At 36.5% G+C, this 25,712-nt stretch carries 28 protein-coding genes and 1 pseudogene; 24 read left to right on the top strand and 5 right to left on the bottom strand.

All coding sequences use genetic code 11. The features are described from left to right. Positions 1 to 23 precede the first annotated feature (23 nt). The 17 genes and pseudogenes from NSQ40_RS19400 to dpaB form a co-directional block, all read left to right on the top strand. Complete coding sequence (locus NSQ40_RS19400) at positions 24 to 4,325, top strand: PolC-type DNA polymerase III (RefSeq protein ID WP_098158926.1); 4,302 nt, start codon at positions 24 to 26, stop codon at positions 4,323 to 4,325. A gap of 334 nt (positions 4,326 to 4,659) precedes the next feature. Further along, on the top strand, positions 4,660 to 5,130 hold the full coding sequence (gene rimP, locus NSQ40_RS19395; protein ID WP_018764706.1) for a ribosome maturation factor RimP: 471 nt from the start codon (positions 4,660 to 4,662) through the stop codon (positions 5,128 to 5,130). A gap of 17 nt (positions 5,131 to 5,147) precedes the next feature. Continuing rightward, the gene (gene nusA, locus NSQ40_RS19390) at positions 5,148 to 6,248 is read left to right on the top strand and encodes a transcription termination factor NusA (protein ID WP_003199512.1); all 1,101 of its coding nucleotides are present in this window, start codon (positions 5,148 to 5,150) and stop codon (positions 6,246 to 6,248) included. 11 nt (positions 6,249 to 6,259) lie between these two features. Next, on the top strand, positions 6,260 to 6,532 hold the full coding sequence (gene rnpM, locus NSQ40_RS19385; RefSeq protein ID WP_033796365.1) for an RNase P modulator RnpM: 273 nt from the start codon (positions 6,260 to 6,262) through the stop codon (positions 6,530 to 6,532). Then, on the top strand, positions 6,533 to 6,844 hold the full coding sequence (locus NSQ40_RS19380; RefSeq protein WP_003199515.1) for a YlxQ family RNA-binding protein: 312 nt from the start codon (positions 6,533 to 6,535) through the stop codon (positions 6,842 to 6,844). Positions 6,845 to 6,848: 4 nt separating this feature from the next. Continuing rightward, positions 6,849 to 8,915, top strand: a complete 2,067-nt coding sequence (infB, locus tag NSQ40_RS19375) for a translation initiation factor IF-2 (protein ID WP_003199518.1) — start codon at positions 6,849 to 6,851, stop codon at positions 8,913 to 8,915. After that, positions 8,912 to 9,193, top strand: coding sequence for a DUF503 domain-containing protein (locus NSQ40_RS19370; protein ID WP_018764704.1), 282 nt, complete (start codon positions 8,912 to 8,914; stop codon positions 9,191 to 9,193). Before infB ends, NSQ40_RS19370 begins: the two co-directional genes overlap by 4 nt. A 15-nt stretch (positions 9,194 to 9,208) precedes the next feature. Beyond that, entirely contained in the window at positions 9,209 to 9,565 is a 357-nt protein-coding gene (gene rbfA, locus NSQ40_RS19365; protein ID WP_018764703.1) for a 30S ribosome-binding factor RbfA, read from the top strand. A 217-nt stretch (positions 9,566 to 9,782) separates the two neighbouring features. Next, positions 9,783 to 10,706 carry a tRNA pseudouridine(55) synthase TruB gene (truB, locus tag NSQ40_RS19360; protein WP_097786570.1) on the top strand — a complete coding sequence of 308 codons (924 nt, stop codon included), beginning with the start codon at positions 9,783 to 9,785 and terminating at the stop codon, positions 10,704 to 10,706. A gap of 43 nt (positions 10,707 to 10,749) precedes the next feature. Continuing rightward, positions 10,750 to 11,721, top strand: a complete 972-nt coding sequence (gene ribF, locus NSQ40_RS19355) for a bifunctional riboflavin kinase/FAD synthetase (RefSeq protein WP_033798463.1) — start codon at positions 10,750 to 10,752, stop codon at positions 11,719 to 11,721. Positions 11,722 to 11,821: 100 nt separating this feature from the next. Continuing rightward, on the top strand, positions 11,822 to 12,091 hold the full coding sequence (rpsO, locus tag NSQ40_RS19350; RefSeq protein ID WP_001229392.1) for a 30S ribosomal protein S15: 270 nt from the start codon (positions 11,822 to 11,824) through the stop codon (positions 12,089 to 12,091). Positions 12,092 to 12,251: 160 nt separating this feature from the next. Then, on the top strand, positions 12,252 to 14,405 hold the full coding sequence (gene pnp / locus NSQ40_RS19345) for a polyribonucleotide nucleotidyltransferase (RefSeq protein ID WP_003199530.1): 2,154 nt from the start codon (positions 12,252 to 12,254) through the stop codon (positions 14,403 to 14,405). Between the two features lie 162 nt (positions 14,406 to 14,567). After that, positions 14,568 to 15,467 carry a polysaccharide deacetylase family protein gene (locus NSQ40_RS19340; protein ID WP_033798464.1) on the top strand — a complete coding sequence of 300 codons (900 nt, stop codon included), beginning with the start codon at positions 14,568 to 14,570 and terminating at the stop codon, positions 15,465 to 15,467. An 86-nt stretch (positions 15,468 to 15,553) separates the two neighbouring features. Continuing rightward, complete coding sequence (locus tag NSQ40_RS19335; RefSeq protein WP_018764699.1) at positions 15,554 to 16,792, top strand: M16 family metallopeptidase; 1,239 nt, start codon at positions 15,554 to 15,556, stop codon at positions 16,790 to 16,792. A gap of 197 nt (positions 16,793 to 16,989) precedes the next feature. Then, entirely contained in the window at positions 16,990 to 17,241 is a 252-nt protein-coding gene (locus NSQ40_RS19330; protein WP_029426914.1) for a YlmC/YmxH family sporulation protein, read from the top strand. Between the two features lie 410 nt (positions 17,242 to 17,651). Continuing rightward, entirely contained in the window at positions 17,652 to 18,554 is a 903-nt protein-coding gene (gene dpaA, locus NSQ40_RS19325) for a dipicolinic acid synthetase subunit A (RefSeq protein WP_018764697.1), read from the top strand. Beyond that, positions 18,551 to 18,976: pseudogene (dpaB, locus tag NSQ40_RS19320) on the top strand (dipicolinate synthase subunit B); the annotation flags it as partial. The gene dpaA and the pseudogene dpaB, both read left to right, overlap by 4 nt. 32 nt (positions 18,977 to 19,008) lie before the next feature. On the opposite strand, the gene NSQ40_RS19315 reads toward dpaB, so the two are convergent. The 3 genes from NSQ40_RS19315 to NSQ40_RS19305 form a co-directional block, all read right to left on the bottom strand. Continuing rightward, positions 19,009 to 20,556 carry a recombinase family protein gene (locus tag NSQ40_RS19315; RefSeq protein WP_098114368.1) on the bottom strand — a complete coding sequence of 516 codons (1,548 nt, stop codon included), beginning with the start codon at positions 20,554 to 20,556 and terminating at the stop codon, positions 19,009 to 19,011. A gap of 108 nt (positions 20,557 to 20,664) precedes the next feature. Further along, a complete protein-coding gene (locus NSQ40_RS19310) occupies positions 20,665 to 21,489 on the bottom strand; it encodes a hypothetical protein (RefSeq protein ID WP_218937245.1) in 825 nt (274 codons plus the stop codon). Positions 21,490 to 21,552: 63 nt separating this feature from the next. Continuing rightward, positions 21,553 to 22,320: a hypothetical protein gene (locus NSQ40_RS19305; RefSeq protein WP_240522729.1), complete on the bottom strand. Its 768-nt coding sequence runs from the start codon at positions 22,318 to 22,320 to the stop codon at positions 21,553 to 21,555. 4 nt (positions 22,321 to 22,324) lie between these two features. Here NSQ40_RS19305 and NSQ40_RS19300 point away from each other — a divergent pair, with 4 nt between their 5' ends. Continuing rightward, positions 22,325 to 22,516, top strand: a complete 192-nt coding sequence (locus NSQ40_RS19300; RefSeq protein WP_240522728.1) for a hypothetical protein — start codon at positions 22,325 to 22,327, stop codon at positions 22,514 to 22,516. 7 nt (positions 22,517 to 22,523) lie between these two features. Here the strand turns inward: NSQ40_RS19300 and NSQ40_RS19295 are convergent, their stop codons facing one another. Then, the gene (locus NSQ40_RS19295) at positions 22,524 to 22,952 is read right to left on the bottom strand and encodes an ImmA/IrrE family metallo-endopeptidase (protein WP_098114365.1); all 429 of its coding nucleotides are present in this window, start codon (positions 22,950 to 22,952) and stop codon (positions 22,524 to 22,526) included. Positions 22,953 to 22,967: 15 nt separating this feature from the next. Then, on the bottom strand, positions 22,968 to 23,405 hold the full coding sequence (locus NSQ40_RS19290) for a helix-turn-helix domain-containing protein (RefSeq protein ID WP_098114364.1): 438 nt from the start codon (positions 23,403 to 23,405) through the stop codon (positions 22,968 to 22,970). Positions 23,406 to 23,576: 171 nt separating this feature from the next. On the opposite strand from NSQ40_RS19290, the gene NSQ40_RS19285 reads away from it, so the two are divergent. The 6 genes from NSQ40_RS19285 (at position 23,577) to NSQ40_RS19260 (ending at position 25,711) form a co-directional block, all read left to right on the top strand. After that, entirely contained in the window at positions 23,577 to 23,768 is a 192-nt protein-coding gene (locus tag NSQ40_RS19285) for a helix-turn-helix transcriptional regulator (protein ID WP_098114363.1), read from the top strand. 34 nt (positions 23,769 to 23,802) lie between these two features. Then, positions 23,803 to 24,051 (top strand): hypothetical protein, encoded by a 249-nt coding sequence (locus NSQ40_RS19280; RefSeq protein WP_098114362.1) that lies wholly within the window; start codon positions 23,803 to 23,805, stop codon positions 24,049 to 24,051. A gap of 91 nt (positions 24,052 to 24,142) precedes the next feature. Further along, a complete protein-coding gene (locus NSQ40_RS19275; RefSeq protein ID WP_098114361.1) occupies positions 24,143 to 24,730 on the top strand; it encodes a helix-turn-helix domain-containing protein in 588 nt (195 codons plus the stop codon). 14 nt (positions 24,731 to 24,744) lie between these two features. Then, the gene (locus NSQ40_RS19270; protein WP_018780945.1) at positions 24,745 to 24,966 is read left to right on the top strand and encodes a hypothetical protein; all 222 of its coding nucleotides are present in this window, start codon (positions 24,745 to 24,747) and stop codon (positions 24,964 to 24,966) included. 181 nt (positions 24,967 to 25,147) lie between these two features. Continuing rightward, positions 25,148 to 25,432, top strand: coding sequence for a hypothetical protein (locus NSQ40_RS19265; protein ID WP_098114360.1), 285 nt, complete (start codon positions 25,148 to 25,150; stop codon positions 25,430 to 25,432). 102 nt (positions 25,433 to 25,534) lie between these two features. Then, entirely contained in the window at positions 25,535 to 25,711 is a 177-nt protein-coding gene (locus NSQ40_RS19260; protein ID WP_170957065.1) for a hypothetical protein, read from the top strand. Position 25,712: the final 1 nt, after the last annotated feature.

Raw genomic sequence — 25,712 nt, 5'->3', positions numbered from 1 at the left:
TAGCAGATGGAAGGAGGTTGCTTATGTCATTAACAAACGAACAACAAGAGCGATTTCAAATTTTGCTCCAACAGCTGCAAATGCCTAAAGACCTTATCAATCAATATTTACAAGGTGGCGGTATTCAAAGGCTAGTTGTTGATAAAGCAAATAAGAGTTGGCATTTTGATTTACAAGTGCCACGTATTTTGCCAACAGAATTATATGAACTGTTAGAAACACAGCTCAAGCAGTCATTTTCACATATTGCAAAAACGTCATTTGCACTAGAAACAGAGAATAAACAATTTACAGAAGAAGAGGTCAAAGCATATTGGCCACTTTGTACAGATCGAATTACTTTTTCACCTATGTTTGCGTATTTAAAAAAGCAACTTCCGCATGTAAACGGAGTGAAGTTGTTACTTGATGTGAATAATGAGTTAGAATCTACTGCGCTAAAGAAAAATCTTGCGAAGTCGGTAGGGGATCAATATGAAGTTTTCGGATTTCCACGTTTTCAGCTTGAAACAAATATAAAGCAAAACGAAGAGGAAGTTCAAAAATTTCGTGAACAAACACAGCAAGAAGATCGTCAGCGTGTTATACAAGCTATGGAAGAAATGGCCAAGAAGCAAGCTGAAGAAAGTGATGTTGTACATGAAGGGCCGATTGTACTCGGTTACCTTATTAAGCCTGATGAAGAGATTACACCGCTACGAGAAATTCAAGATGAAGAAAGAAGAAAAACTGTTCAAGGTTATGTCTTCAATGTGGAAACAAAAGAGCTGCGTAGTGGACGTACGTTATTAACGTTAAAAATAACGGATTATACGGATTCTATTATGATTAAAATGTTCTCACGTGATAAAGAAGATATTCCGATGCTGCAATCCTTAAAAAAAGGAATGTGGGTAAAAGCGCGAGGTTCGGTCCAAAACGATACGTTTGTTCGTGACTTAGTAATGATTGCGAACGATATTAACGAAATAACAGGGCCTTCTCGTAAAGATAAAGCACCTGAAGGAGAAAAACGGGTAGAGCTTCATTTGCATACCCCAATGAGTCAAATGGATGCTGTTACATCGGTATCTAAGCTTGTTGCTCAAGCTGGAAAATGGGGACATGAGGCTATCGCTGTTACAGACCATGCTGTTGCACAGTCTTTCCCAGAAGCGTATTCCGCGGGTAAAAAAGCCGGTGTAAAAGTCATTTATGGTGTAGAAGCCAATTTAGTAAATGACGGTGTTCCTATTGCTTATAATGAGACTCATCGACTACTTGCAGATGAAACATACGTTGTTTTCGACGTTGAAACGACAGGGCTATCAGCTGTATATGATACGGTTATTGAATTAGCCGCTGTAAAAGTGAAAGGCGGCGAAATTATCGATCGCTTTGAATCTTTTGCAAATCCGCATCAACCATTATCAGCAACAATTATTGAATTAACAGGTATCACAGATGATATGTTGACGGATGCACCAGAAGTAGGAGAAGTATTTAAAAAGTTCGAATCATGGATGGGTGACCATACACTTGTTGCCCATAACGCAAGTTTTGATATGGGATTCTTAAATGTTGGGTTTAAGAAATGTGGCTTAGACAAGCCGGAAAATCCAGTTATTGATACATTGGAGTTAGCTAGATTTTTATTCCCAGAGATGAAGAATCATCGTTTAAATACGATGTGTAAAAAGCTTGATATTGAATTAACGCAACATCACCGTGCAATTTATGATACAGAGGCAACAGGTTATTTACTTGTGAAAATGTTAAAAGATGTCATTGAAAAAGGTTTTGAATATCACGATCAATTAAATGACAGCATGGGGCAAGGGGATGCGTATAAACGTGGACGTCCAAGTCATATGACACTACTTGCAACATCAGATGTTGGTTTAAAAAATTTATATAAGCTTGTTTCATATTCTCATTTGAATTACTTTTACCGCGTACCACGGGTACCACGTTCTTTATTAAAAAAATATCGCGAAGGTATATTAGTTGGTACTGCTTGTGATAAGGGTGAAGTATTTGAAGCGATGATGCAAAAGGCTCCTGAAGAGGTAGAAGAGATTGCACAGTTCTATGATTACATTGAGGTTATGCCTCCGGAAGTGTTGCGTCATTTAGTAGAACGTGAACTCGTTCGAGATGAAGGACAGTTAAAAACAATTATTTCTAACTTAGTAAAACTAGGTGAAACGTTAGATAAACCTGTTGTTGCTACAGGGAATGTGCATTATCTAGATCCAGAAGATGCAATGTATCGCAAAATCTTAGTAAGTTCGCAGGGCGGGGCAAATCCATTAAATCGTCATTCATTACCGCCTGTATATTTCCGTACAACAAATGAAATGTTAGATTGCTTCTCATTCTTAGGAGAAGAGAAAGCAAAAGAAATTGTTGTGACGAATACACAAAAGGTCGCATCGTTAATTGGTGATGTTCATCCAGTAAAAGATGACCTATATACACCGAAAATTGAAGGTGCTGATGATGAAACGCGTGACATGAGTTATAAAATGGCACGCAGCATCTACGGTGAAGAATTGCCAGAAATCGTAGAAGCACGTTTGGAAAAAGAATTAAAAAGTATTATTGGGCATGGATTTGCCGTTATTTATTTAATTTCACATAAGCTTGTGAAAAAATCGCTGGTTGACGGCTACCTTGTAGGTTCACGTGGATCGGTAGGGTCATCATTCGTTGCGACGATGATGGAAATTACCGAAGTAAATCCATTGCCGCCACACTATGTATGTCCGAATTGTAAGCAATCAGAGTTCTTTAATGATGGTTCTGTAGGCTCTGGTTTTGACTTACCTGATAAAGAGTGTCCAACATGTAATATCCCGTATGTAAAAGATGGACATGATATTCCGTTCGAAACATTCCTTGGTTTTAAAGGGGATAAGGTTCCCGATATTGACTTGAACTTCTCCGGAGAGTACCAACCACGTGCCCATAACTATACGAAAGTACTGTTCGGTGAGGACTATGTATACCGTGCTGGAACAATCGGTACAGTTGCGGAGAAAACAGCTTATGGTTATGTAAAAGGGTATGCATCTGATCATAACTTAACCATTCGAAATGCAGAAATTGATCGTCTTGTTGCTGGTTGTACTGGTGTAAAACGCACAACAGGGCAGCATCCAGGCGGAATTATTGTTGTGCCCGATTACATGGATATTTTTGATTTTTCACCAATTCAATTCCCAGCCGATTCAGTAGGGGCAGAATGGAGAACAACACACTTTGACTTCCATTCTATTCATGATAATTTATTAAAACTGGATATTCTGGGACACGATGATCCGACCGTTATTCGTATGCTGCAAGATTTAAGCGGCGTGGATCCAAAAACAATACCAACAGATGATCCAGAAGTAATGAAGATTTTCTCTGGGCCAGAATCTTTAGGTGTAACAGAAGAACAAATTAATTGTAAAACCGGTACACTAGGTATACCGGAGTTTGGTACAAAATTCGTAAGGCAGATGTTAGAGGAAACAAAGCCAACAACATTCTCAGAACTTGTCCAAATTTCTGGACTATCCCATGGTACAGACGTATGGCTTGGTAATGCTAACGAACTCATTTATAACGGTACATGTACACTGAGTGAAGTTATCGGTTGTCGTGATGATATTATGGTCTATCTGATTTATCAAGGATTAGATCCATCCTTAGCATTTAAAATCATGGAATCGGTGCGTAAAGGTAAAGGTGTACCAGAAGAGTGGGAAGAGGAAATGCGTAATAACAATGTACCTAGTTGGTATATTGATTCTTGTAAAAAGATTAAGTACATGTTTCCTAAGGCCCATGCGGCTGCTTATGTACTTATGGCTGTACGTATCGCTTACTTCAAAGTACACTTTGCACTCTTGTTCTACGCAGCATATTTTACAGTACGTGCAGATGATTTTGATGTAGATGCGATGGTCAAAGGCTCGGCATCAATCCGTGCAAGAATTGATGAAATTGCGCAAAAAGGATTGGATGCAGCGCCGAAAGAGAAAAGTTTACTAACAGTGTTAGAAATGACACTTGAAATGTGTGAACGTGGTTATTCATTCCAAAAGGTTGATTTATATCGTTCACATGCAACTGACTTTATTATTGATGGAGATACGTTAATTCCTCCATTTAATGCGATACCTGGTCTTGGTACAAATGCGGCCTTAAGTATTGTGGAAGCACGTGGAAATGGTGAGTTTTTATCAAAAGAAGATTTGCAACAACGTAGTAAGCTTTCTAGAACAATCATTGAGTATTTAGATAGCCAAGGTTGTTTAGGAGATCTACCGGATAAAAACCAATTATCACTGTTCTAACAGGCAGGAAAAATCTTTGCAAATCGTTATTTGCTATGGTATACTATTAACCGAGATAACCATGTCATGTATATTTTGCGAAAAGAAGAGTGGGGAAACCCACTCTTTCGTGTTACTATCTATGTTTTATCTATGGATGTAGGTGAGACATTTCTGTCGTATATACATATTTTGTTACAAGTTTTACTTCTTAAATTTGGTAATACTAAGACAGATATTCCCTGCTTAATGGCAGGGGCTTTTGTTAGCTAACAAGAAAGAATAAGATAGACCGTTTTAAATAGGGCGGATTTTTTCTTTCAAATGGTACATGGCGGCAGAAAGGAGGCTGTTTATGGATAAGAAAGTCACAGAAGTTGTTGAAGCACTTGCGCAGCCGATTGTTGAAGAGTTAAATCTTGAACTTGTAGATGTAGAATATGTGAAAGAAGGAAAAGACTGGTTCCTACGCGTATCCATCGATTCAGAGACAGGAGTAGACATTGAAGAATGCGGAGCGGTAAGTGAACGTTTAAGCGAAGCTTTAGATAAAGAGGATCCAATTCCTCATCTTTACTTTTTGGATGTATCATCTCCTGGAGCGGAACGCCCATTAAAGAAAGAAAAAGACTTCCAGCAAGCGGTAGGAAAGCAAGTGGCAATTAAAACATATGAGCCGATCGATGGTGAAAAGATGTTTGAAGGAAAGCTACTATCCTACGATGGTACAACAATTACACTACTATTAACAATTAAAACACGTAAAAAAGAAATTCAAATTCCAATGGACAAAGTTGCGAATGCGCGACTTGCTGTTACGTTTTAGTAAGAAGGGGGATCTTCATGAGCACTGAGTTGTTAGATGCTTTGCTCGTATTAGAATCAGAAAAAGGTATTAGCAAAGATATTATTATTGATGCGATTGAAGCAGCTTTAATCTCTGCTTATAAACGCAATTTTAACCAAGCACAAAACGTTCGTGTTAGCTTTAACCCAGAAGTGGGAACAATTCAAGTTTTAGCACGTAAAGACGTTGTTGATAATGTGTTTGACCCACGTCTTGAAATTTCTGTAGAAGAAGCAAGACAAATCAATCCGAACTATCAAGATGGCGATGTATTAGAAATTGAAGTAACGCCAAAAGATTTTGGTCGTATTGCAGCACAAACTGCAAAACAAGTTGTAACACAACGTGTGCGTGAAGCGGAACGCGGTGTTATTTATTCAGAATTTAGTGATCGTGAAGAAGACATCATGGTTGGTATTGTACAACGTCAAGATGCTCGTTTTATTTATGTAAGCTTAGGAAAAGTAGAAGCACTACTACCAGTAAGTGAGCAAATGCCTAACGAACAATATAAACCACATGATCGCATTCGCGTGTTCATCACAAAAGTAGAAAAAACGACAAAAGGACCACAAATTTATGTATCACGTACACATCCAGGTCTTTTAAAACGTTTATTTGAAATTGAAGTGCCGGAAATTTACGATGGAACTGTAGAAATTCGTTCGGTAGCACGTGAAGCAGGCGACCGCTCTAAAATTTCTGTATATGCAGAGAATATCGATGTTGATCCAGTAGGTTCTTGCGTAGGTCCAAAAGGTCAACGTGTACAACGCATCGTAGATGAACTAAAAGGTGAAAAGATTGATATTGTTCGCTGGTCGAATGATCCAATTGAATATGTAGCAAATGCTTTAAGCCCATCACAAGTTGTAAAAGTACTTGTGAATGAAGAGGAAAAAGCAACAACTGTTGTTGTTCCAGACCATCAGCTTTCATTAGCAATTGGTAAACGTGGACAAAACGCACGTCTTGCAGCAAAATTAACAGGCTGGAAAATTGATATTAAGAGCGAGTCTGATGCGAAGCAACTTGGCATTGTAACAGAAGAAGACAACATGATCGCATTCGATTCAGTTGAAGATGAAATCGAATAGAGGTGATGAGTATGAGCAATCGAAAAGTTCCGTTACGAAAATGTATTGCAACGCAAGAAATGAAATCAAAACGCGAGCTCGTTCGCATTGTTCGTTCCAAAGAGGGCGAAGTGTCTATTGATTTAACTGGAAAGAAATCAGGACGTGGTGCATATTTGTCAAAAGACAAGGAATGCATTATCCAAGCGCAGAAAAAAAACATTTTGGAACATCATCTAAAAGCGAAAATCGACAGTTCTCTTTATGAAGAGCTCCTTGAGCTTGTTGAGAAGGAGTCGAAATAAGTGTCCGATTGGAAATCGTTTTTAGGACTAGCAAACCGTGCTCGAAAAATAATTTCGGGTGAAGAACTCGTTTTAAAAGAGGTACGAAGTGGCAAAGCAAAGCTTGTATTGCTTTCTGAAGATGCGTCAGCGAACACAACAAAACGTATTACTGATAAAACAACGTACTACAACGTACCAATGAAAAAAGTCGAAAATCGACAACAATTAGGGCATGCGATTGGGAGAGATGAGCGAGTCGTTGTAGCCGTGTTAGATGAGGGCTTTGCGAAAAAGCTGCGTAGCATGCTCGATACAACTTACCGGGGGTGAAGGTATGAGTAAAATTCGAGTGTATGAATATGCGAAGAAACACAATGTCTCAAGTAAAGATATTATTACAAAACTAAAAGAAATGAATATTGAGGTCTCCAATCATATGACAATGTTAGACGATGAAGTAGTAAATAATTTAGATAATCAATATAATACTGGAGCAGAAAAACCTTCTGTTGCAGATGAGTTTGAAGTAGAAGAAAAAGTTGTTCGCAGCAAAAAGAACAGCAATAAGAAGAAGAAGAAAGGCAAAGGAAATGAAGACAAACGTCAAGAAAACTTTGCTGGAAGACAACCAACACAAACAGTAGAGACACCGGATAAAGTTACTTTCACCGGTTCTCTTACAGTAAGTGAACTTGCAAAAAAACTAGGAAAAGAGCCATCTGAACTTATTAAAAAGCTCTTTATGCTAGGTATTATGGCGACAATTAACCAAGATTTAGATAAAGATACAATTGAGCTAATTGCTAGTGATTACGGTATTGAAGTAGAAGAAGAAGTGATTGTTAGCGAAACAGAATTTGAAACTTTCATGGACGAGCAAGACGATGAAGAAAACTTAAAAGAACGTCCTGCGGTTGTTACAATTATGGGACACGTTGACCATGGTAAAACAACACTGCTTGATTCTATTCGTAATTCAAAAGTAACTGCTGGCGAAGCTGGTGGAATTACACAGCATATTGGTGCATACCAAGTTGAAGTAAATGACAAAAAAATTACGTTCTTAGATACACCAGGTCACGCAGCGTTTACAACAATGCGCGCACGTGGTGCACAAGTAACAGATATTACAATTCTTGTTGTTGCAGCTGATGACGGTGTTATGCCACAAACAGTTGAAGCAATTAACCATGCGAAAGCAGCTGGAGTACCAATTATCGTTGCTGTGAATAAGATGGATAAACCATCAGCAAATCCAGACCGCGTAATGCAAGAGTTAACAGAGTACGAATTAGTTCCAGAAGCTTGGGGCGGAGATACAATTTTCGTACCAATTTCTGCAATTCAAGGCGAAGGAATTGACAACCTGTTAGAAATGATTCTTCTTGTAAGTGAAGTAGAAGAATATAAGGCAAATCCAAATCGCTATGCAGCTGGTACTGTAATCGAAGCACAGCTTGATAAAGGTAAAGGAACAATCGCAACATTACTTGTGCAAAACGGTACACTTCGAGTAGGAGATCCAATTGTTGTTGGTACATCATTCGGCCGTGTTCGTGCGATGGTAAATGATATTGGTCGTCGTGTAAAAGTTGCTGGTCCGTCTACTCCTGTTGAAATTACAGGTCTAAATGAAGTACCACAAGCAGGCGATCGCTTTATGGCATTTGCTGATGAGAAGAAAGCACGCCAAATCGGTGAATCACGTGCACAACAAGCATTGCTTGCACAACGTGGTGAAAAATCTAAATTAAGCCTTGAAGATTTATTCCAACAAATTCAAGAAGGCGAAATGAAAGAAATTAACTTAATTGTGAAAGCGGACGTACAAGGTTCTGTAGAAGCAATGGCAGCATCACTTCGCAAAATTGATGTTGAAGGCGTAAAAATAAAAATCATTCACACAGGCGTAGGTGCAATTACAGAATCTGATATTATTTTAGCTTCTGCATCAAATGCAATCGTGATTGGATTTAACGTACGTCCTGATGTAAACGCGAAACGTACAGCTGAATTAGAAAATGTTGATATTCGCTTACACCGCATTATTTACAAAGTAATCGAAGAAATTGAAGCAGCAATGCAAGGTATGCTGGATCCTGAATTCGAAGAAAAAGTAATTGGTCAAGCAGAAGTTCGTCAAACATTCAAAGTTACTAAAGTTGGAACAATTGCAGGCTGTTATGTAACTGATGGTAAAATCACACGTGATAGCGGCGTACGTATCATTCGTGATGGCGTAGTTATTTTCGAAGGACAGCTTGATACGTTAAAACGTTTCAAAGATGACGTAAAAGAAGTTGCACAAAACTATGAGTGTGGTATCACAATTGAAAGATATAATGATCTTAAAGAAGGGGACATCATTGAGGCGTACATTATGGAAGAAGTGAAGCGATGATTATCGCTTCACTCTCATTTGAGTGTATGATTTATGATGTGCATTCTTTAAAAGAGAAACGAGCAATTTTACAGCGTATTTTAACTCGTGTGAAACAAAGGTACAATGTATCTGTTTCAGAAGTTGGACACCAGGATGTATGGCAACGTACAGAAATTGCAATCGTTTCCGTATCCTCAAATCGTGTTGTCTGCGAAAAAGAAATGAATCGTGTACTTGCGTATGTTGACTCGTTTCCTGAGATTGAACGTACGATAACACAATTGGAATGGTATTGAATGAGGTGATTAGTTATGAAGCTACGTGCAAATCGCGTGGGCGAGCAAATGAAAAAAGAACTAGGCGAAATTATCAGTCGCAAAATTAAAGATCCACGTATTGGTTTTGTGACGGTAACAGATGTGCAAGTAAGTGGGGATTTACAGATTGCCAAAGTATATATTTCTGTTTTAGGAGACGAACAACAGAAAGAAAATACATTAAAAGGCTTAGCGAAGGCAAAAGGATTTATTCGTGCTGAAATTGGGCAGCGTATTCGTCTTCGTAAAACACCTGAAATTACCTTTGAATTTGATGAGTCTATCGCTTATGGACATAGAATTGATACGCTTTTACATGAAATTAATAAAGACGGTAAACGTGAAGAATAATGGATAGACATTTGTCTATCCATTTTTTCAATGGAAAGTAAGTTTTGCATACAAGTGCATGTTCAAAAAGGAGGATAAAGAGAGTCCACCATTTTGAGGAACAGAAGCTGGGGCCTACATCAGTACCGGACTGGCGACGCAGGCGAAGAAATGGGATAGCTACCTTTACCGGATTTTTTGAACATCATCTACAAAAGTATAACGATGAGGTGAACATATGGAAGGTGTATTATTATTACATAAACCAAAAGGAATGACATCACACGATTGTGTATTTAAGTTAAGAAAGATATTGCGTGAAAAGCGAATTGGCCATACAGGGACATTAGACCCAGATGTAACAGGAGTATTACCAATTTGTGTAGGGCGCGCTACAAAGATTGCGCAATTTTTAACAAGTGAAACAAAAACATATGAAGGTGAAGTTACACTAGGATTTTCGACAACGACTGAAGATGCTTCTGGTGAAGTAGTGGAAAAACAGGATGTAAATCGTGTAATTACACGTGCGGAAGTGGAAACTGTATTAGCGGAACTAACGGGTACAATTGAGCAAGTACCTCCTATGTATTCAGCTGTAAAAGTAAACGGAAAGAAACTATACGAATACGCAAGAGCGGGGCAAGAAGTTGAACGTCCAGTTCGTGTAATAACAATTCATGAATTTGTGTTACTTGATGATCGTGAGGTATTTGAAGGGAAGAATATTTCATTTAGCTTCCGCGTTACATGTAGCAAAGGAACGTATGTGAGAACATTAGCGGTTATGATTGGAGAAAAGTTAGGATTCCCAGCACATATGTCACATCTTGTGAGAACAGCTTCAGGAGAATTTTTGTTAGAAGATTGCATATCATTTGAAGAAATTGAAGAAAACATGCAAAATGGAACAGTAGAGTCTATTTTTATCTCAATCGATGAAGCGTTAAGTAAATTTCCAAAAATGGTTGTAGATGAAAAACAAGCGGAAAAAATAAAAAATGGTATGTTTTTAAAGAATGAACTGCAAGTGACAGCGCCGTTTATTACAGTATTTGATAAAAATGAACGTTGCTTAGCAATTTACGAACATCATCCAAAACACCCTGGCATGTTAAAGCCAATGAAAGTACTTGTGAATAATCAGGAACTAAAGCTATAATGAATTATTGGAAGGATTATTACAGAAAAAGGTGAATTCAAGCGTGAAACTCATTCATTTAACTCATCCACATGAACAAAATAAAATAGAATTACCACCTACTGTAATGGCATTAGGATTTTTTGATGGCATTCATTTAGGGCATCAACGTGTGATTCGCACAGCAAAAAAAATAGCGGATGAAAGAGGATGTAAAAGTGCTGTCATAACGTTTCATCCACATCCATCTGTTGTCTTAGGGAAAAAGGAAGCGCATGTGGAGTATATTACACCGCTACGTATTAAAGAAAAAGTAATTGCAAGCCTAGGGATTGATATGTTATATGTGGTGAAATTCGATGAATCATTTGCTGGATTGTTACCACAACAGTTTGTAGATGAATATATTATTGGGCTAAATGTAAAGCATGTAGTAGCAGGATTTGATTATTCATATGGACGTTTAGGAAAAGGGACGATGGAGACTTTACCATTTCATGCAAGAGGGGAGTTTACACAGACCGTGATTGAAAAAGTTGAATTTCAAGAAGAAAAAGTAAGTTCCACAGCATTACGAAAATTGATTCGAAATGGAGAAATGGAACAAATCCCATCTATTTTAGGTAGAGCTTATACAGTAGAAGGAATGGTTGTTCACGGAGATAAACGTGGACGTCAAATTGGTTTTCCAACAGCTAATGTAGCTTTAAGTGAGGAGTATCTTCTGCCGCCTGTTGGTGTGTATGCAGTAAGATTAAAAGTTCATGGTGAGTGGCATGATGGTGTATGTAATATCGGTTATAAACCAACTTTTAAAGATGATGAGCGTAATCTGTCTATTGAAGTACATCTATTCCATTTTAATGAGGATATATATGATCAGGTTGTTACTGTTGAATGGCACATGCGTATTCGAGAAGAGAAAAAGTTTAATGGCATCGATAAGTTAGTTGCTCAAATTGCCAAAGATAAAAAAACAGCACAAGAATATTTTAGCACAACAAAGAATATACTTGCTTTTTCCAATGAAAAGTAGTATTCTATGTTATGTACTTTATGACAACCATTGCTTGGCATTGCGACTCACCGACGCTTGCTAGGTAATTGGGGGTTTAATTATTAGGAGGTGAAATAGGATGGCTTTAACACAAGAGCGTAAAAATGAAATCATTGCACAATTTAGAACTCATGAGACTGATACAGGTTCTCCAGAGGTTCAAATTGCTGTCCTAACGGAGCAAATTAACACTCTAAACGAGCACTTACGTACTCACAAGAAAGATCATCATTCACGTCGTGGTCTATTAAAGATGGTTGGTAAACGTCGTAACTTACTTACTTACCTTCGTAATAGCGATATCACACGTTACCGTGAATTAATCACAAAGCTTGGCTTACGTCGATAGTCAAAGAAGCGGGAATATTCCCGCTTTTTTGTTAGGTAAAAATATATCTTTTACTCTTAATAGCTTACTTAAATTTCGGTAATACTAGAGGAAGAATATTGTGATATATTATCCATTTACATAGAAGAATTGAATATTTTAAATTGAGAGGGGTACTTAAATGAGTCAAGAAAAGCAAGTCTTCTCGATAGATTTAGCTGGTCGTCAGCTAACAATTGAAACAGGCCAGCTTGCAAAACAAGCAAACGGGGCAGTATTAGTAAGATATGGCGACACAGCGGTTCTATCTACAGCAACTGCATCAAAAGAGCCAAAAAATGTAGATTTCTTCCCACTTACAGTAAACTATGAAGAACGTTTATATGCAGTCGGAAAAATCCCAGGCGGTTTTATTAAACGTGAAGGTCGTCCAAGTGAAAAAGCAATTTTAGCAAGTCGCTTAATTGACCGACCAATTCGTCCACTTTTCGCAGATGGCTTCCGTAATGAAGTGCAAGTTGTCAGCATCGTTATGAGTGTTGACCAAGATTGTTCTTCTGAGATGGCAGCTATGCTTGGTTCTTCATTAGCGTTATCGATTTCAGATGTTCCATTTGAAGGACCAATCGCTGGTGCAACAGTTGGTCGCATCGACGGCGAATTCATTATTAACCCAACGGTAGAACAACAAGAAAAAAGTGATATTCACCTTGTTGTAGCTGGGACAAAAGATGCAATTAACATGGTAGAAGCAGGGGCTGATCAAGTACCTGAAGAAATAATGTTAGAAGCGATTATGTTCGGTCATGATGAGATTAAACGTTTAGTTGCTTTCCAAGAAGAGATTGTACAAGCAGTTGGTAAAGAAAAAACAGAAGTGAAATTATATGAAGTAGATGCTACAATCAATCAAGATGTACGCGAAATGGCAGAGAAAGATATGCATGCTGCGATTCAAGTACATGAAAAACATGCACGTGAAGATGCAATTAACGAAGTGAAAAAGCGTGTGATTGAGCACTATGAAGCAAATGAAGCTGATGGAGAAACATTAGGACAAGTAAATGAGATTTTATATAAAATTGTAAAAGAAGAAGTACGTCGTCTTATTACAGTTGAAAAAATCCGCCCGGATGGACGTAAAGGTGATGAAATCCGTCCTTTAGCATCAGAGGTAGGTATTTTATCTCGTACGCACGGTTCTGGTTTATTTACACGTGGACAAACACAAGCGCTTAGTATTTGTACGTTAGGTGCATTAGGCGATGTGCAAATTTTAGACGGTCTTGGTGTAGAGGAATCAAAACGTTTTATGCATCACTATAACTTCCCATCCTTTAGTGTTGGAGAAACAAGACCAATGCGTGGACCTGGTCGTCGTGAAATCGGTCATGGTGCATTAGGTGAACGTGCGCTTGAACCAGTTATTCCATCTGAGCAAGACTTCCCGTATACAGTTCGTCTTGTATCAGAAGTATTAGAATCAAATGGTTCTACTTCACAGGCAAGTATTTGTGGAAGTACGTTAGCTATGATGGATGCAGGTGTTCCACTTAAAGCACCAGTTGCTGGTATTGCAATGGGACTTGTGAAGTCTGGTGAGCACTACACAATTTTAACTGATATCCAAGGTATGGAAGATCACTTAGGTGATATGGACTTTAAAGTAGCAGGTACAGCTCAAGGTGTAACAGCGCTACAAATGGATATTAAAATTGCTGGTTTATCTCGTGAAATTTTAGAGGAAGCATTACAACAAGCGAAAGTTGGCCGCATGCACATTCTAGATCATATGCTATCTGCTATTGCCGAGCCTCGTAAAGAGTTATCTGCGTATGCTCCGAAAATTATTACAATGACAATTAATCCGGACAAAATCCGTGATGTTATTGGACCGAGCGGTAAGCAAATTAACAAAATTATTGAAGAAACTGGCGTGAAAATTGATATTGAGCAAGATGGTACAGTCTTTATTTCTTCTATTGATCAAGAGATGAATGAAAAGGCGAAAAAAATCATCGAAGATATTGTTCGTGAAGTACAAGTAGGCGAAATTTACTTAGGAAAAGTAAAACGCGTTGAAAAATTCGGTGCTTTCGTTGGATTATTTAGTGGTAAAGATGGACTTGTTCATATTTCTGAGCTTGCACTTGAACGTGTAGGTAAAGTAGAAGACGTTGTGAAAATCGGTGACGAGATTTCAGTAAAAGTTATCGAGATTGACAAACAAGGCCGTGTAAACTTGTCTAGAAAAGTATTGCTAAAAGAAGAGCAAGAAAAAGAAGCGGCAAAAGAAGAAGCTTCAAAACAAGAAAATATACAAGAACAGAAGTAAGTAAAAAAGCCAGGGTTCCTGGCTTTTTTTGTTAAATAAAAATACATTCGATGCATAGATTTTTATTAGTGAAAAGGTATAGTTTTCATAATAACGCTCAAATTAACAAGGATAAGAAGAAAATGGATTTTTCTTATGTGTATAGTTAATGGGAGGGTTTATATGAGAACTCGTATATTTGTATTCATATCTATATTCTTTCTTTGTATGGGTTTATGCTCATATTCAGCGCTAGCAAATGATGATCTTTATGAAGAAATTCAGAAACAAGCGAAGCAATATTCAATTGCACCGCAAAATGCGATAATTGATAAGATTTGGAAAGCGACGCCAGGGTATAATGGTAAAGAGGTTGATATTGAAGCGTCATATAATAACATGAAGAAAATAGGGAGGTTTGATGAGAAGCAACTTGTATATCGGGAAGTTTCACCAAGCACGCATTTAGAAGATTTATCGTATTCTCCCATTTATCGTGGGCATCCACATAAAAAAATGGTAGGATTAACGATAAATGTGGCCTGGGGAAATGAGTATCTTCCGCGTATATTAGAAACATTGAAAAAGCATGATGTAAAGGCAACGTTCTTTTTGGAAGGACGCTGGGTAAAAGAAAATTTAAGATTTGCAAAAATGATTGTAGATGCAAAGCAAGAAGTAGGAAATCATTCATATACGCATCCGGATATGAAAACGCTGTCTAGAAATCAAATACAAGAACAATTACAAAAAACGAATCAAATTATTGAGGCAGCTACAAGTCAAAAAGTACGATGGTTTGCACCACCAAGTGGAAGTTTCCGCGATGAAGTTGTAGAAGTGGCGGGCGGATTGAAGATGGGGACTATTATGTGGACAGTTGATACAATTGATTGGAAACGTCCAGAGCCTGAAGTGCTTCTTCAGCGTGTGATGCGGAAAGTACACCCAGGTGCAATTGTATTAATGCATCCGACATCTCCAACAGCTGAGGCGTTAGATACGATGATTTCACAGTTAAAAAAACAAGGGTATAAAGTAGGGGATATTACAGAATTATTAGATGAAAAACGCATTGATTAAATACATTTACATGACATTCATGTTCAAACTTGTTATCATTAAATAATAGCAATTATTTAGAGAAACTGGCATTAGGAGGAAAGTTTTTGATTAAAAAATATACTTGTAAAAATGGTGTAAGAATCGTTATGGAGAATATACCAACTGTTCGTTCTGTTGCAATTGGTATATGGATTCATGCAGGTTCAAGAAATGAAAATGAAAAAAACAATGGAGTTTCGCACTTTTTAGAGCACATGTTTTTTAAGGGGACAGAGACGCGTAGTGCGAGAGAAATTGCAGAGTCATTTGATAGCATTGGTGGTCAAGTGAATGCATTTACTTCAAAAGAATACACGTGCTATTATGCAAAGGTACTTGATGAGCATGCAAAATATGCACTAGATGTGTTAGCTGACATGTTCTTCAATTCCACATTTGATGAAGAAGAATTGAAAAAAGAGAAGAACGTTGTATTTGAAGAAATTAAAATGTATGAGGATACGCCAGATGATATTGTGCATGACATGTTAACGAAAGCGACATATGAAACGCATCCGCTTGGATACCCAATTTTAGGTACAGAAGAAACGCTTGAAACATTTACAGGGGATACATTACGTCAATATATAAAAGATCATTATACACCTGAAAATGTTGTAGTTTCGATTGCTGGAAATATTGATGAAACATTTGTTCAAACAGTGGAACAATATTTTGGCAACTACGAGGGAACAACAAATCGTGAACAAGTACATAGTCCGATTTTTCATTTTAATAAAGTGGCCCGTAAAAAGGAAACAGAGCAAGCTCATTTATGTTTAGGATTCCAAGGATTACAAATGGGACATGAAGATATTTATAACTTAATTGTATTAAATAATGTATTAGGTGGCAGTATGAGTAGCCGCTTATTCCAAGAAGTACGTGAGCAACGAGGATTAGCATATTCAGTGTTCTCTTACCATTCTTCATATGAGGATACAGGAATGTTAACACTTTACGGTGGTACAGGAAGCCAACAATTAGATACTTTATATGATACAATGCAAGAAACGTTAGAGACATTGAAAAATACAGGTATTACAGAGAAAGAACTTGTTAATAGTAAAGAGCAGCTTAAAGGAAATCTGATGTTAAGTTTAGAAAGTACGAATAGCCGTATGAGTCGCAATGGAAAAAATGAATTGCTCCTTAGAAAACATCGTTCGCTTGATGAAATTATTGAGAGTGTGAATAAGGTTACCAAAACAGATGTGGATCAATTGATTCGCAGTATATTTACAAATGAATTTTCCGCAGCGCTAATTAGTCCGAATGGAGAGCTTCCAAAAGGAATGAAATAAGACGAAATAACCGTATCTCGTACGAGGAGATACGGTTATTTTTATGTACTAAGCTTTTTATAAGTATAACAGATTTTGAATGTTAGGAAGAGGAGTTCATTTTCTTGGTATTTTTTAGAGACGTGTAGAATACGTACTTATTATAGGATAGGATTTGAGGATGTTGTATGGAAGATGTTCGTAAAGGGGAGAATCATATGCGTTTAAGTGAATTAAGTGGAAAAGAGATTGTGGACTTGGAGCGTGCGGAAAAAATGGGAGTTTTAGGTCATGCTGATTTAGAAATAAACGAGAAGGATGGGAAAATTCAAGCTCTCATTATACCGGTAGGAAAATGGGGAGGGTTTAAAAGGGAGCAGCAAGAAGTTCGTGTAGAATGGAACCGTATTAAAAAGGTCGGTCATGATATGATTATTTTTGACCTTGCAAGCCGCCCAAGCTCACAGTAAAAGATAACCATTTTGGTTGTCTTTTTTTTATTCCACTATTCATAGGCAAGTAATACTCCTACCTCAAGATTCAGTAAAAGAAAGAAGATAGGTTGGAAGATAAACTGTCGGTAAAGGTCCAAGTTATGAAGCCTAATAATCGGTGGGGGATGTCGTTGATTAAAGTTTCGCTTTATTGGAACAGGTGTAGCACGTTCAAATGAAAATGGAGTGAGGGAGTAGTAGTTAAGTAATGAGGAAGAGTGTAACTCTAATGGAAGTTTTATCTTATAGAATTTCACATATTTAGAAATATTGAATGCTTTTTGCTTTTCAATCACCTCTAACTCGTACGGTACATATTATGTGGAGGAAAAAGAAAAAGTAGGCACTTTTCTTATAAATGAAAGAAAAAGAAGGTGAAGTAGGGAATGTTGACTGAGATGCACATTGCTGTCATAGGAGGAGATGCAAGGCAGCTAGAAGTGATTCGTAAGTTGGTTGAACTTGATGCAAAACTTTCATTAGTAGGATTTGATCAATTGGATCATGGTTTTACAGGGGCAGCAAAAGAGAGTATGCAAGATCTAGATTTCACTTCTTTAGATGCAATTATTTTGCCGGTAGCAGGAACAAATGCAAAAGGAGAAGTAGATACTATTTTTTCAAATGAAAAAGTTGCGCTTACGAAAGAACAGATTGAAAAAACACCAGCAAACTTTACTATATATTCAGGAATTGGTACACCGTATTTAGAAAGTATTACATCTACAACAAATCGAAAACTTGTGAAACTATTCGATCGTGATGATGTGGCGATCTATAATTCTATTCCAACGGTAGAAGGAACATTAATGATGGTTATTCAACATACAGATTATACAATTCACGGTTCGAATGTAATGGTTTTAGGATTTGGTAGAACTGGAATGAGTGTAGCGAGAGCTTTTCAATCATTAGGAGCTCATGTCAAAGTAGGAGCACGACGTTCAGAACATATCGCTCGTATTTCGGAAATGATGTTTTCTCCTTTTTATATGCAGGATATTGAGAAAGAAGTAAGTGATGTTGATATTGTCATTAATACGATTCCGCACCTCGTTGTAACGGCAAGGGCTATTTCTAGGATGCCAGCTCATACGTTGATTATTGACTTGGCTTCTAAGCCTGGTGGTACGGATTTTCGTTATGCAGAGAAACGAGGGATTAAAGCCTTGTTAGCACCCGGTCTTCCAGGAATTGTTGCACCAAAAACAGCAGGGCAAATTTTAGCGAATGTTCTTTCTCAGTTATTAACGGCAGATATGATGGCAAAGGAGGAGAATGGAAAATGAGTTTAAAAGGAAAACGAATTGGGTTTGGATTTACAGGATCACATTGTACGTATGCGGAAGTTATGCCGCATGTAGAGAAACTAATTGTAGAAGGAGCAGAAGTGCTGCCGGTTGTTTCATATACTGTACAAACAACAAATACTAGATTTGGTGAAGGAGCAGAGTGGATTGAAAGGATTGAAGAGATAACAGGAAATAAGGTTATTAATTCTATTGTAGGCGCAGAACCACTCGGTCCTAAAATTCCATTAGACTGCATGGTGATTGCTCCATTAACAGGGAATTCAATGAGTAAATTTGCCAATGCAATGACAGATTCTCCTGTATTAATGGCAGCAAAGGCGACGCTTCGGAATGGAAAACCAGTTGTGTTAGCTGTTTCAACAAATGATGCTCTTGGCCTTAATGGTGTAAACCTAATTACACCAACAAGGTGACGACGAGGCATAAACGCTTATATGTCGCCATCTTGAGGGAGCTTAGGGTAAAGCACAAGTTCAAAATCATCGAGCCTTTGCCACTTTTCTTTCTTATAAACAGCCTTTTCTAAAACTGACTTTAGGAGGCTGTTTTTCTTTTTGGGATCATCTGTTTTAAAGTACAGATCAAGAACATGCTCTACTTGAGGAATTGTATCTTTCTTCACTTTTTCCTTCCTAATTTCTGTTTTAATTTCTTTCTTTAAATTTTCCATAGTGGAAGTAATTTCAGTAATGCGATTAGAAACTACATTCGAGCGTTCTAAAAACATATCGACTGTGTAAACGCCACGTTCTAATAAATCATGTAAATTATTTTTTTGTTTTTGGACATCCACTAATTCTTTTTCAAGCTTGCGTAATGCAGCTTCATTCATTTGAATAACTTGTGTTTCTTTTAATTTGTCATCTTGCTTATGTTTTTCAAAATCAGCTTTATAATTGATATACCATTCTTTTAAAGCCTCGAGTAAACGCTTCTCGATTAATTCAGTATAGCTTGATTTATTTTCACAGCCTCGGTGTTTACAATCCATAGTTTCTTTTCGGTTCTTGGGATAACGTTGGACCATACTGTAACCACATTTAGCGCATTTAATAATACCAGCCAAAGGATTCTTTATTCCGTTCGTATTGTAAGGAATGTGATACCTTGAGTTTAATTTTTCTTGCACTTGCTCAAACAAGCTTTCAGGTATGATTGACTCATGTTTGCCATCAGCAATAATCCAATCTGACTTATCTTGTCTTGCACAACTACGTTTCACAGCATCAGGACGTTTTACTTCTTTTCGCTTTTGCCAAGTTACCTTTCCGATGTATACATTGTTTTTTAATATATCCAAGATGCTATAAGGGTTCCATTCGTTTCCTAACTTACTTTTGTAGCCAAGATCGTTTAACTTACTCCTAATTGCGTTAGCCCCCATATCCTCATTTGCATACCAATCAAATATCATTCTTACAACAGAAGCTTCTTCTGAATTAATTGTTAACGTACGCTCGCGCTTATTTAAACGATGGATATCATATCCGAATGGTGCATGTGTGCCGAGGTAATTACCAGCCTCTACGCTTGCAATACGGCCGCGTTGCATACGGCGTGTAATAATCTTTAATTCTTTACGCGCCATAAACGCTTCAAATTCGCTGTATTCTTCGTCCCATTCATCATTAAGATCATAAGTCTTCCTAGGTGTCATAATCTTCGTATTCGAGCGTTTAAACGTCTCTAAAATGATTCCTTGCTCTTTCATCCCACCACGTCCTAAGCGGTCCATATCCATACAAAGAACGACATCATATTTGTTATCTTCAATTTCTTCAAGTAGTGCTAACATTTCTGGACGTTTCACTAAGCTCTCACCAGAAACGATTTCCTCACGGACAGCTAAAACATTTAAGTTCATTTCCTTCGCTATTTTCAGCAGGGTAGAGCGGTGCTTTGCTAAAGTTTCGCCTTCACCACGTGCTTCGGCTTCGAGATCAGCACGGGATTTTCTTAGGTAGATTGCGGTTTTCATAGTTAGACCTCCTTATTATTAGTTATTATACGGGAAGTAGATAAATAGAAGAAATAAAGCTAATTAATAATAAAAGAAAAGCTCCAGGAAGGAGCTTAATAAGTTTTTTTATGTTCTTTTTTTATGAATTTTTCGATTTATCACTTTATTAGTTGCTGAGGTTGCAAATTTATTATCCTCATGTTCATGTTCATTTTCATTTTCTTTTTCTTTTTCATATTTTAGATAAATCTTAGCAGAAAAGTCGCATAAATAGAATATATCTTTGTCTGTAGAAGCTTTAGGGAAACAAACAGTTCTCTTTTCATCAATCATATGCCCGTGGATTAACTTTTCAATTTTTATTTTGTCTTCACTAACGAGCTTTATAAGATATTTGATTGGTGACTTTTGAGCATTAATTTTTGAAAAAATAAAAGAATACAAGGAAACAAGTATTAAAGGTAAGAGTACTACTATAGAAAGATTATTTAGATTAATCCCGATATATGTGATTTGATTAAATACAAAGCAATAAACTATTAATCCTAATATCATGTTGAACATAATTAACAATACAATCACACGAGTAAATTTTTTAAACTTCTTCGCAATCGATGGACTTAAAACTACAATTAAAAGTGAAATAAGAAAAAGTATAATTGACCAGACTATGAACTTTTGAAAAATTCCTGACGTGGCAAGATCAACTTTATTAAATGAATAATTAAATGCTAATCCACTTCCAGCGAACAAGATAGTAGAATATATTGCAGCTGTAAGGAAATGCCATATTTTTAAATTTACTTGTTGAACCTTACTTGAAAAAAGTTTATTTATTTCATCTGTAGCTAATACTTGAATTAAACGAGTAGCTATAAAATAAATTAGGGTAACTAAACCACTGACAAGCGCAACAAATCCTGGTGGAGATTTTAAAAAACTATCAATCAAAACGAGCAACTGTTATCCCTGCTTTCATAATAGTTTTATGATATTAATTATTTTTATAAAGAATTATTGAACAACAACAAATTTCGTAAAGAATGCCTTACGTTTTGTCTTATCATATACGTATGGATCGTTAAACTTTTTGACCCAAGACTTGTCTTCAACTTTTAAATCTTCGATTTTAAAGCCTAAGTGTGAATTTAATGATTTTCTATCCAAGTTGATGCTGTATGTTTTTCCTTCAAATGGAAGAGTCATTTTTACAACATTTAAATCCGGAAATTGTCTTAGCAATCTCGTAGGTTCACTTACAAACATTTTTTCAATAGCATCCCCTGTTGAAAAATATTGTTTATATAGTTCTTCAGTAACGTTGCTATCTGGTTTTGCTGATTTATAAGATGCAAATGAATCATGGAATGTAATCTCAGCTTCTTTATTATTAAGTTTCATATCCTTAATAAAATCTCCGCCTCTGATGTTTTGGGCATAGGATACAAACTCTTTTTGCTTTTCTTCAGTTTCCTTTTGTTCTTTAGCTTTTTGTTTCTCTTCGGCTTTAAGCTTTTCTTCAGTTTCCTTTTGTTCTTTAGCTTTTTGTTTCTCTTCGGTTTTAAGCTTTTCTTCAGTTTCCTTTTGTTCTTTAGCTTTTTGTTTCTCTTCGGTTTCAAGCTTTTCTTCAGCTTCTTTTTGTTCTTTAGCTTTTTGTTTCTCTTCGGCTTTTTGTTTTTTCTCAGCTTCTTTTAACTCTTTAGTTTTTTGCTGCTCTTCAGCTTTTTGCTTTTCTTCAGCTTGCTGTTTAGCAAGAATCTCTTGTTTTTCTTGTGGTGTCATATTCATGTTAACTACAATTAGCGAAATGATAGATAAAGCAAAGGCTATACCAGTAAACTTAAAATATTTCGAAGTATTCGTTTTCTTTTTAAAACGAAATACTAATGATGTGATTAATAAAACGAATGTAGCAATAATCGCTATTACGAATAAAAATGAGAAAAAGATTTTCATCTATGTAACTCCTAACCTATAAATTTATATTAATACGTTTTTAAGCGAGCGAATCCTCTTGGAATCCCGTGAATTTCCGCAACCTCTTGAATAGATAGATTGGTATTTTTATATTCAGAAACTATTTCATCAGTAAGTAATAATTCCACAGCAAATGTATTTGCCTCAATTTCTAAGCGATCCACGGAAAAGAAAGTTTGGTTGCGCAAGAAAGGAGTATTTGCTTTAGGGTGAAGTAATGCATGTCCTAATTCATGAGCACAAACAAATCGTTGAGTTGTTTCCTCAATTTGATTATTAATATGAATGAATTTGAAGCGTTTATAAGTGTTGTAAAAACCGAGGGTATTCCCTAAATCCTCGTACAACACATAAATATTTTTTTGCCTGGCAATTTCAAATGGATTGGCTGTTCCGTATTTTTTCGCGATGTTTAGTACGTATTCTTTGATGTCCATTTAAATTAGCCTCATTCAATCCTTTTTGTATTTGTTTGGAGTGAATTTTTGCTTTGCCAGTTGCTTTGCCATTCGCATTGAGTTTTCAAGAGAGATACGAATCATTTCTTTTGTATGCTCGTCTATTGGCTCTCCGTCAAACATTAACGCTTCATCACTGTTTTCTAGTTGTTCCAATGTTTTTTCTAAGTCCTTAGCGATATCATGCTTTTCTTTTTCTGATAAATTAGGGATTAGATTAGAGAATAATTCTTTCTTTTCAGTTCTACCTAATAAATAATCGGTTGATACTTCAAAGAAATCAGCAATTTTTTTTAAAGTATCATAATCCGGTTCACGCTGACCTTGCTCATAATTAGCTAATTTTCCTCTTGAAAAGCCCAATCTTTCAGCAAGTTCATATTGACTTAGTTTTTGTTGTTTCCTAAGTTCTGAAATCTTTTTTCCAAGCATATTTTTTCCTTCTTTCTAAATAAGAATAGGAGCTTTTTTTCTTAATTATAGAAACGTTTAGTTTCTAAATCCATAAAGGAAACGAAAAGTTTCTAATAAACATTGACAGAAACATTTTGTTTCTATATATTGGGGGTATAAAGAAACAAAATGTTTCCAGGGGGTGAACCGGTGGACAAAGCGAGAAATAAAATGATTGATTTTAGAAATGGTCAATCGAGAATAGATATCGCAAAGAAGTTGGAAATTACTCCTCAAATGTTAGGAGCAATTGAACGAGGTGATAGGACACCTTCATTAGAATTAGCTAAGAAAATAGCTGATTTTTATAAAACCACAATAGATGATCTTTTTTTTAATTAAAAAGGAAACGAAATGTTTCTGAAGAGGTGGGAAAATGTCAATGGGTCAAATGGCAGTACCAGTAAATCGGCGGCATACACATATAAAAAGCACTTCAAGAGGTGACACCATGAGCCAACAAGAAGAATATGCAGCGAATTATGAATTTGGAAAAACGAAAGTCCATGTTGTGGCTCCTGAACCAAAATCGCAAAAGGATATTGATAAAATCCTTCAAGCATATTACAAGGCTGGTTGGGCCATCATCAAAGAAATGCAAGTGAAAGAAAACATTGAGGAATAGTTCCTCTCTTTTTACATGAATAATAGACAAGTTATGTATTCTATAAATTTTATTGTAATCCTTTCACAACTTAATACGGAGGCGAACAAATATGGGAACAAGTATATATTGCAATTCGTCAGTAGGAACATTATTACGTAATGCGAGAGAACGTTGTGGAAATGCACATTATCGAACAAAAAAAGGTCTAGCAGAGTATCTCGGCATTACTTACGAACGTTTAAAAAATATTGAATCTGGTTTTTCTAAAGTGCCTTTTGAATTAGCAATGGATTGGTGTGATGCAACAGGAGCACCATTAAATAAACAGGCAATTAAACATATTTACGGTGTAGGATTACCACCAACAGATCCTCGTTTAACGAGCGATGTAAATTTACAACTTATGAATTACATCAAGCAAGCCGAAGAGGGGGTTGCGGCAGCGAAGGAAATCATGAATTTACAAATTACAACACGTTCATGGAAGTTGGATGAAAAGAAGAAACATGAATACGCAGTTCATGCAAAAGAAATCTTCGATACAATCCAAGCTACTCAATGTGTAGTACAAGCTCTTGAACAAGTACACTTTGGCATTATGGAACAAATACAAAAAAGCTGGTTGCAAAAGGCTATGTCAGAAAACGTTATTATTCAATCGGTGGATAGCTTAATGACCTTAACAAAAGTTTTGTAAAGGAGGAAATGTAAATGACAGTAGATTACAAGAATCCAAGCTTAAGAGAATATAAGGAACTAATTCGTTATGATGCAAAGTTAACTGGTGAAATAAAAATAGCTAAAACATTTGGTGATGATAAAAAGTCAGGAGAATTACAACAAGAGAAAAAGTTAGTGGGAATTCGAATCAAAATTATTGAGGCATCATTTACTTTAAAACATAAATGGGCAAAAGAAAAAGCTACCGCCTAGACAACAGTAGCTCGCAATAAATTCTACAAAGTAATTATACCATTTTATTTATTATTTGGACAAGCCACTGTGCTTGTCGTTATGACCAGAAAGGATTGTTACCCAACCCCCTTTAAAGATATCCCTTTCTGGTTGTAACGATGCGTATAGCATCCATTTACATAGAAAAGAGGTGAAAACCATGACAACTGAATACAATTGTCTTCATGATCTTGTTCTTCTAGGAGAATTTTCGTTTGCAAATGAACTTCATGATTGCATGAATACATGCATTTACAACATGTTCAATGCTAAATCTCATGAGGAAGCGAATTATTGGGAAGAAGAGCTTAATCGATGTGTAAAAGAGTTTAGGATGCTTCGTGAAGAAAAGGAGGAACATGAAGTATCTAAAAGTTATTGTGTGATTATTAAAGGACCTCGTTCTAAAAGTGTTAACGCTTCACTGGTAAGTCGTAGGAAATAAAAAATCTATCACTTTGCCGAGTGATAGATAAATAGTGGTTGGTAAATTTTAGGTAAGTTAATTATACCAAATCATAAACGTTATAACAATGGAGTGTATTGCATGCTTTTAGACAAAACATTACATAGAGTGTTGTTAAATCCCAAGATTGTCCAACAGGTAACGCCAGAACAGCACCTTGCTTATTTAGTACAGCAATATCTAAAAAAAGAGTATAAAAATTATCGCTTATTACGTATAGAGGACGGGTTTGCGATATGTAAACGGGAGGATGAATAAC

Source organism: Bacillus sp. FSL K6-6038, from assembly GCF_038050455.1.
Taxonomy (GTDB): Bacteria; Bacillota; Bacilli; order Bacillales; family Bacillaceae_G; genus Bacillus_A; species Bacillus_A pseudomycoides.
The sequence above is the reverse complement of the archived record's forward strand: the minus strand, read 5'-3'. Positions and strand labels throughout refer to the sequence as shown.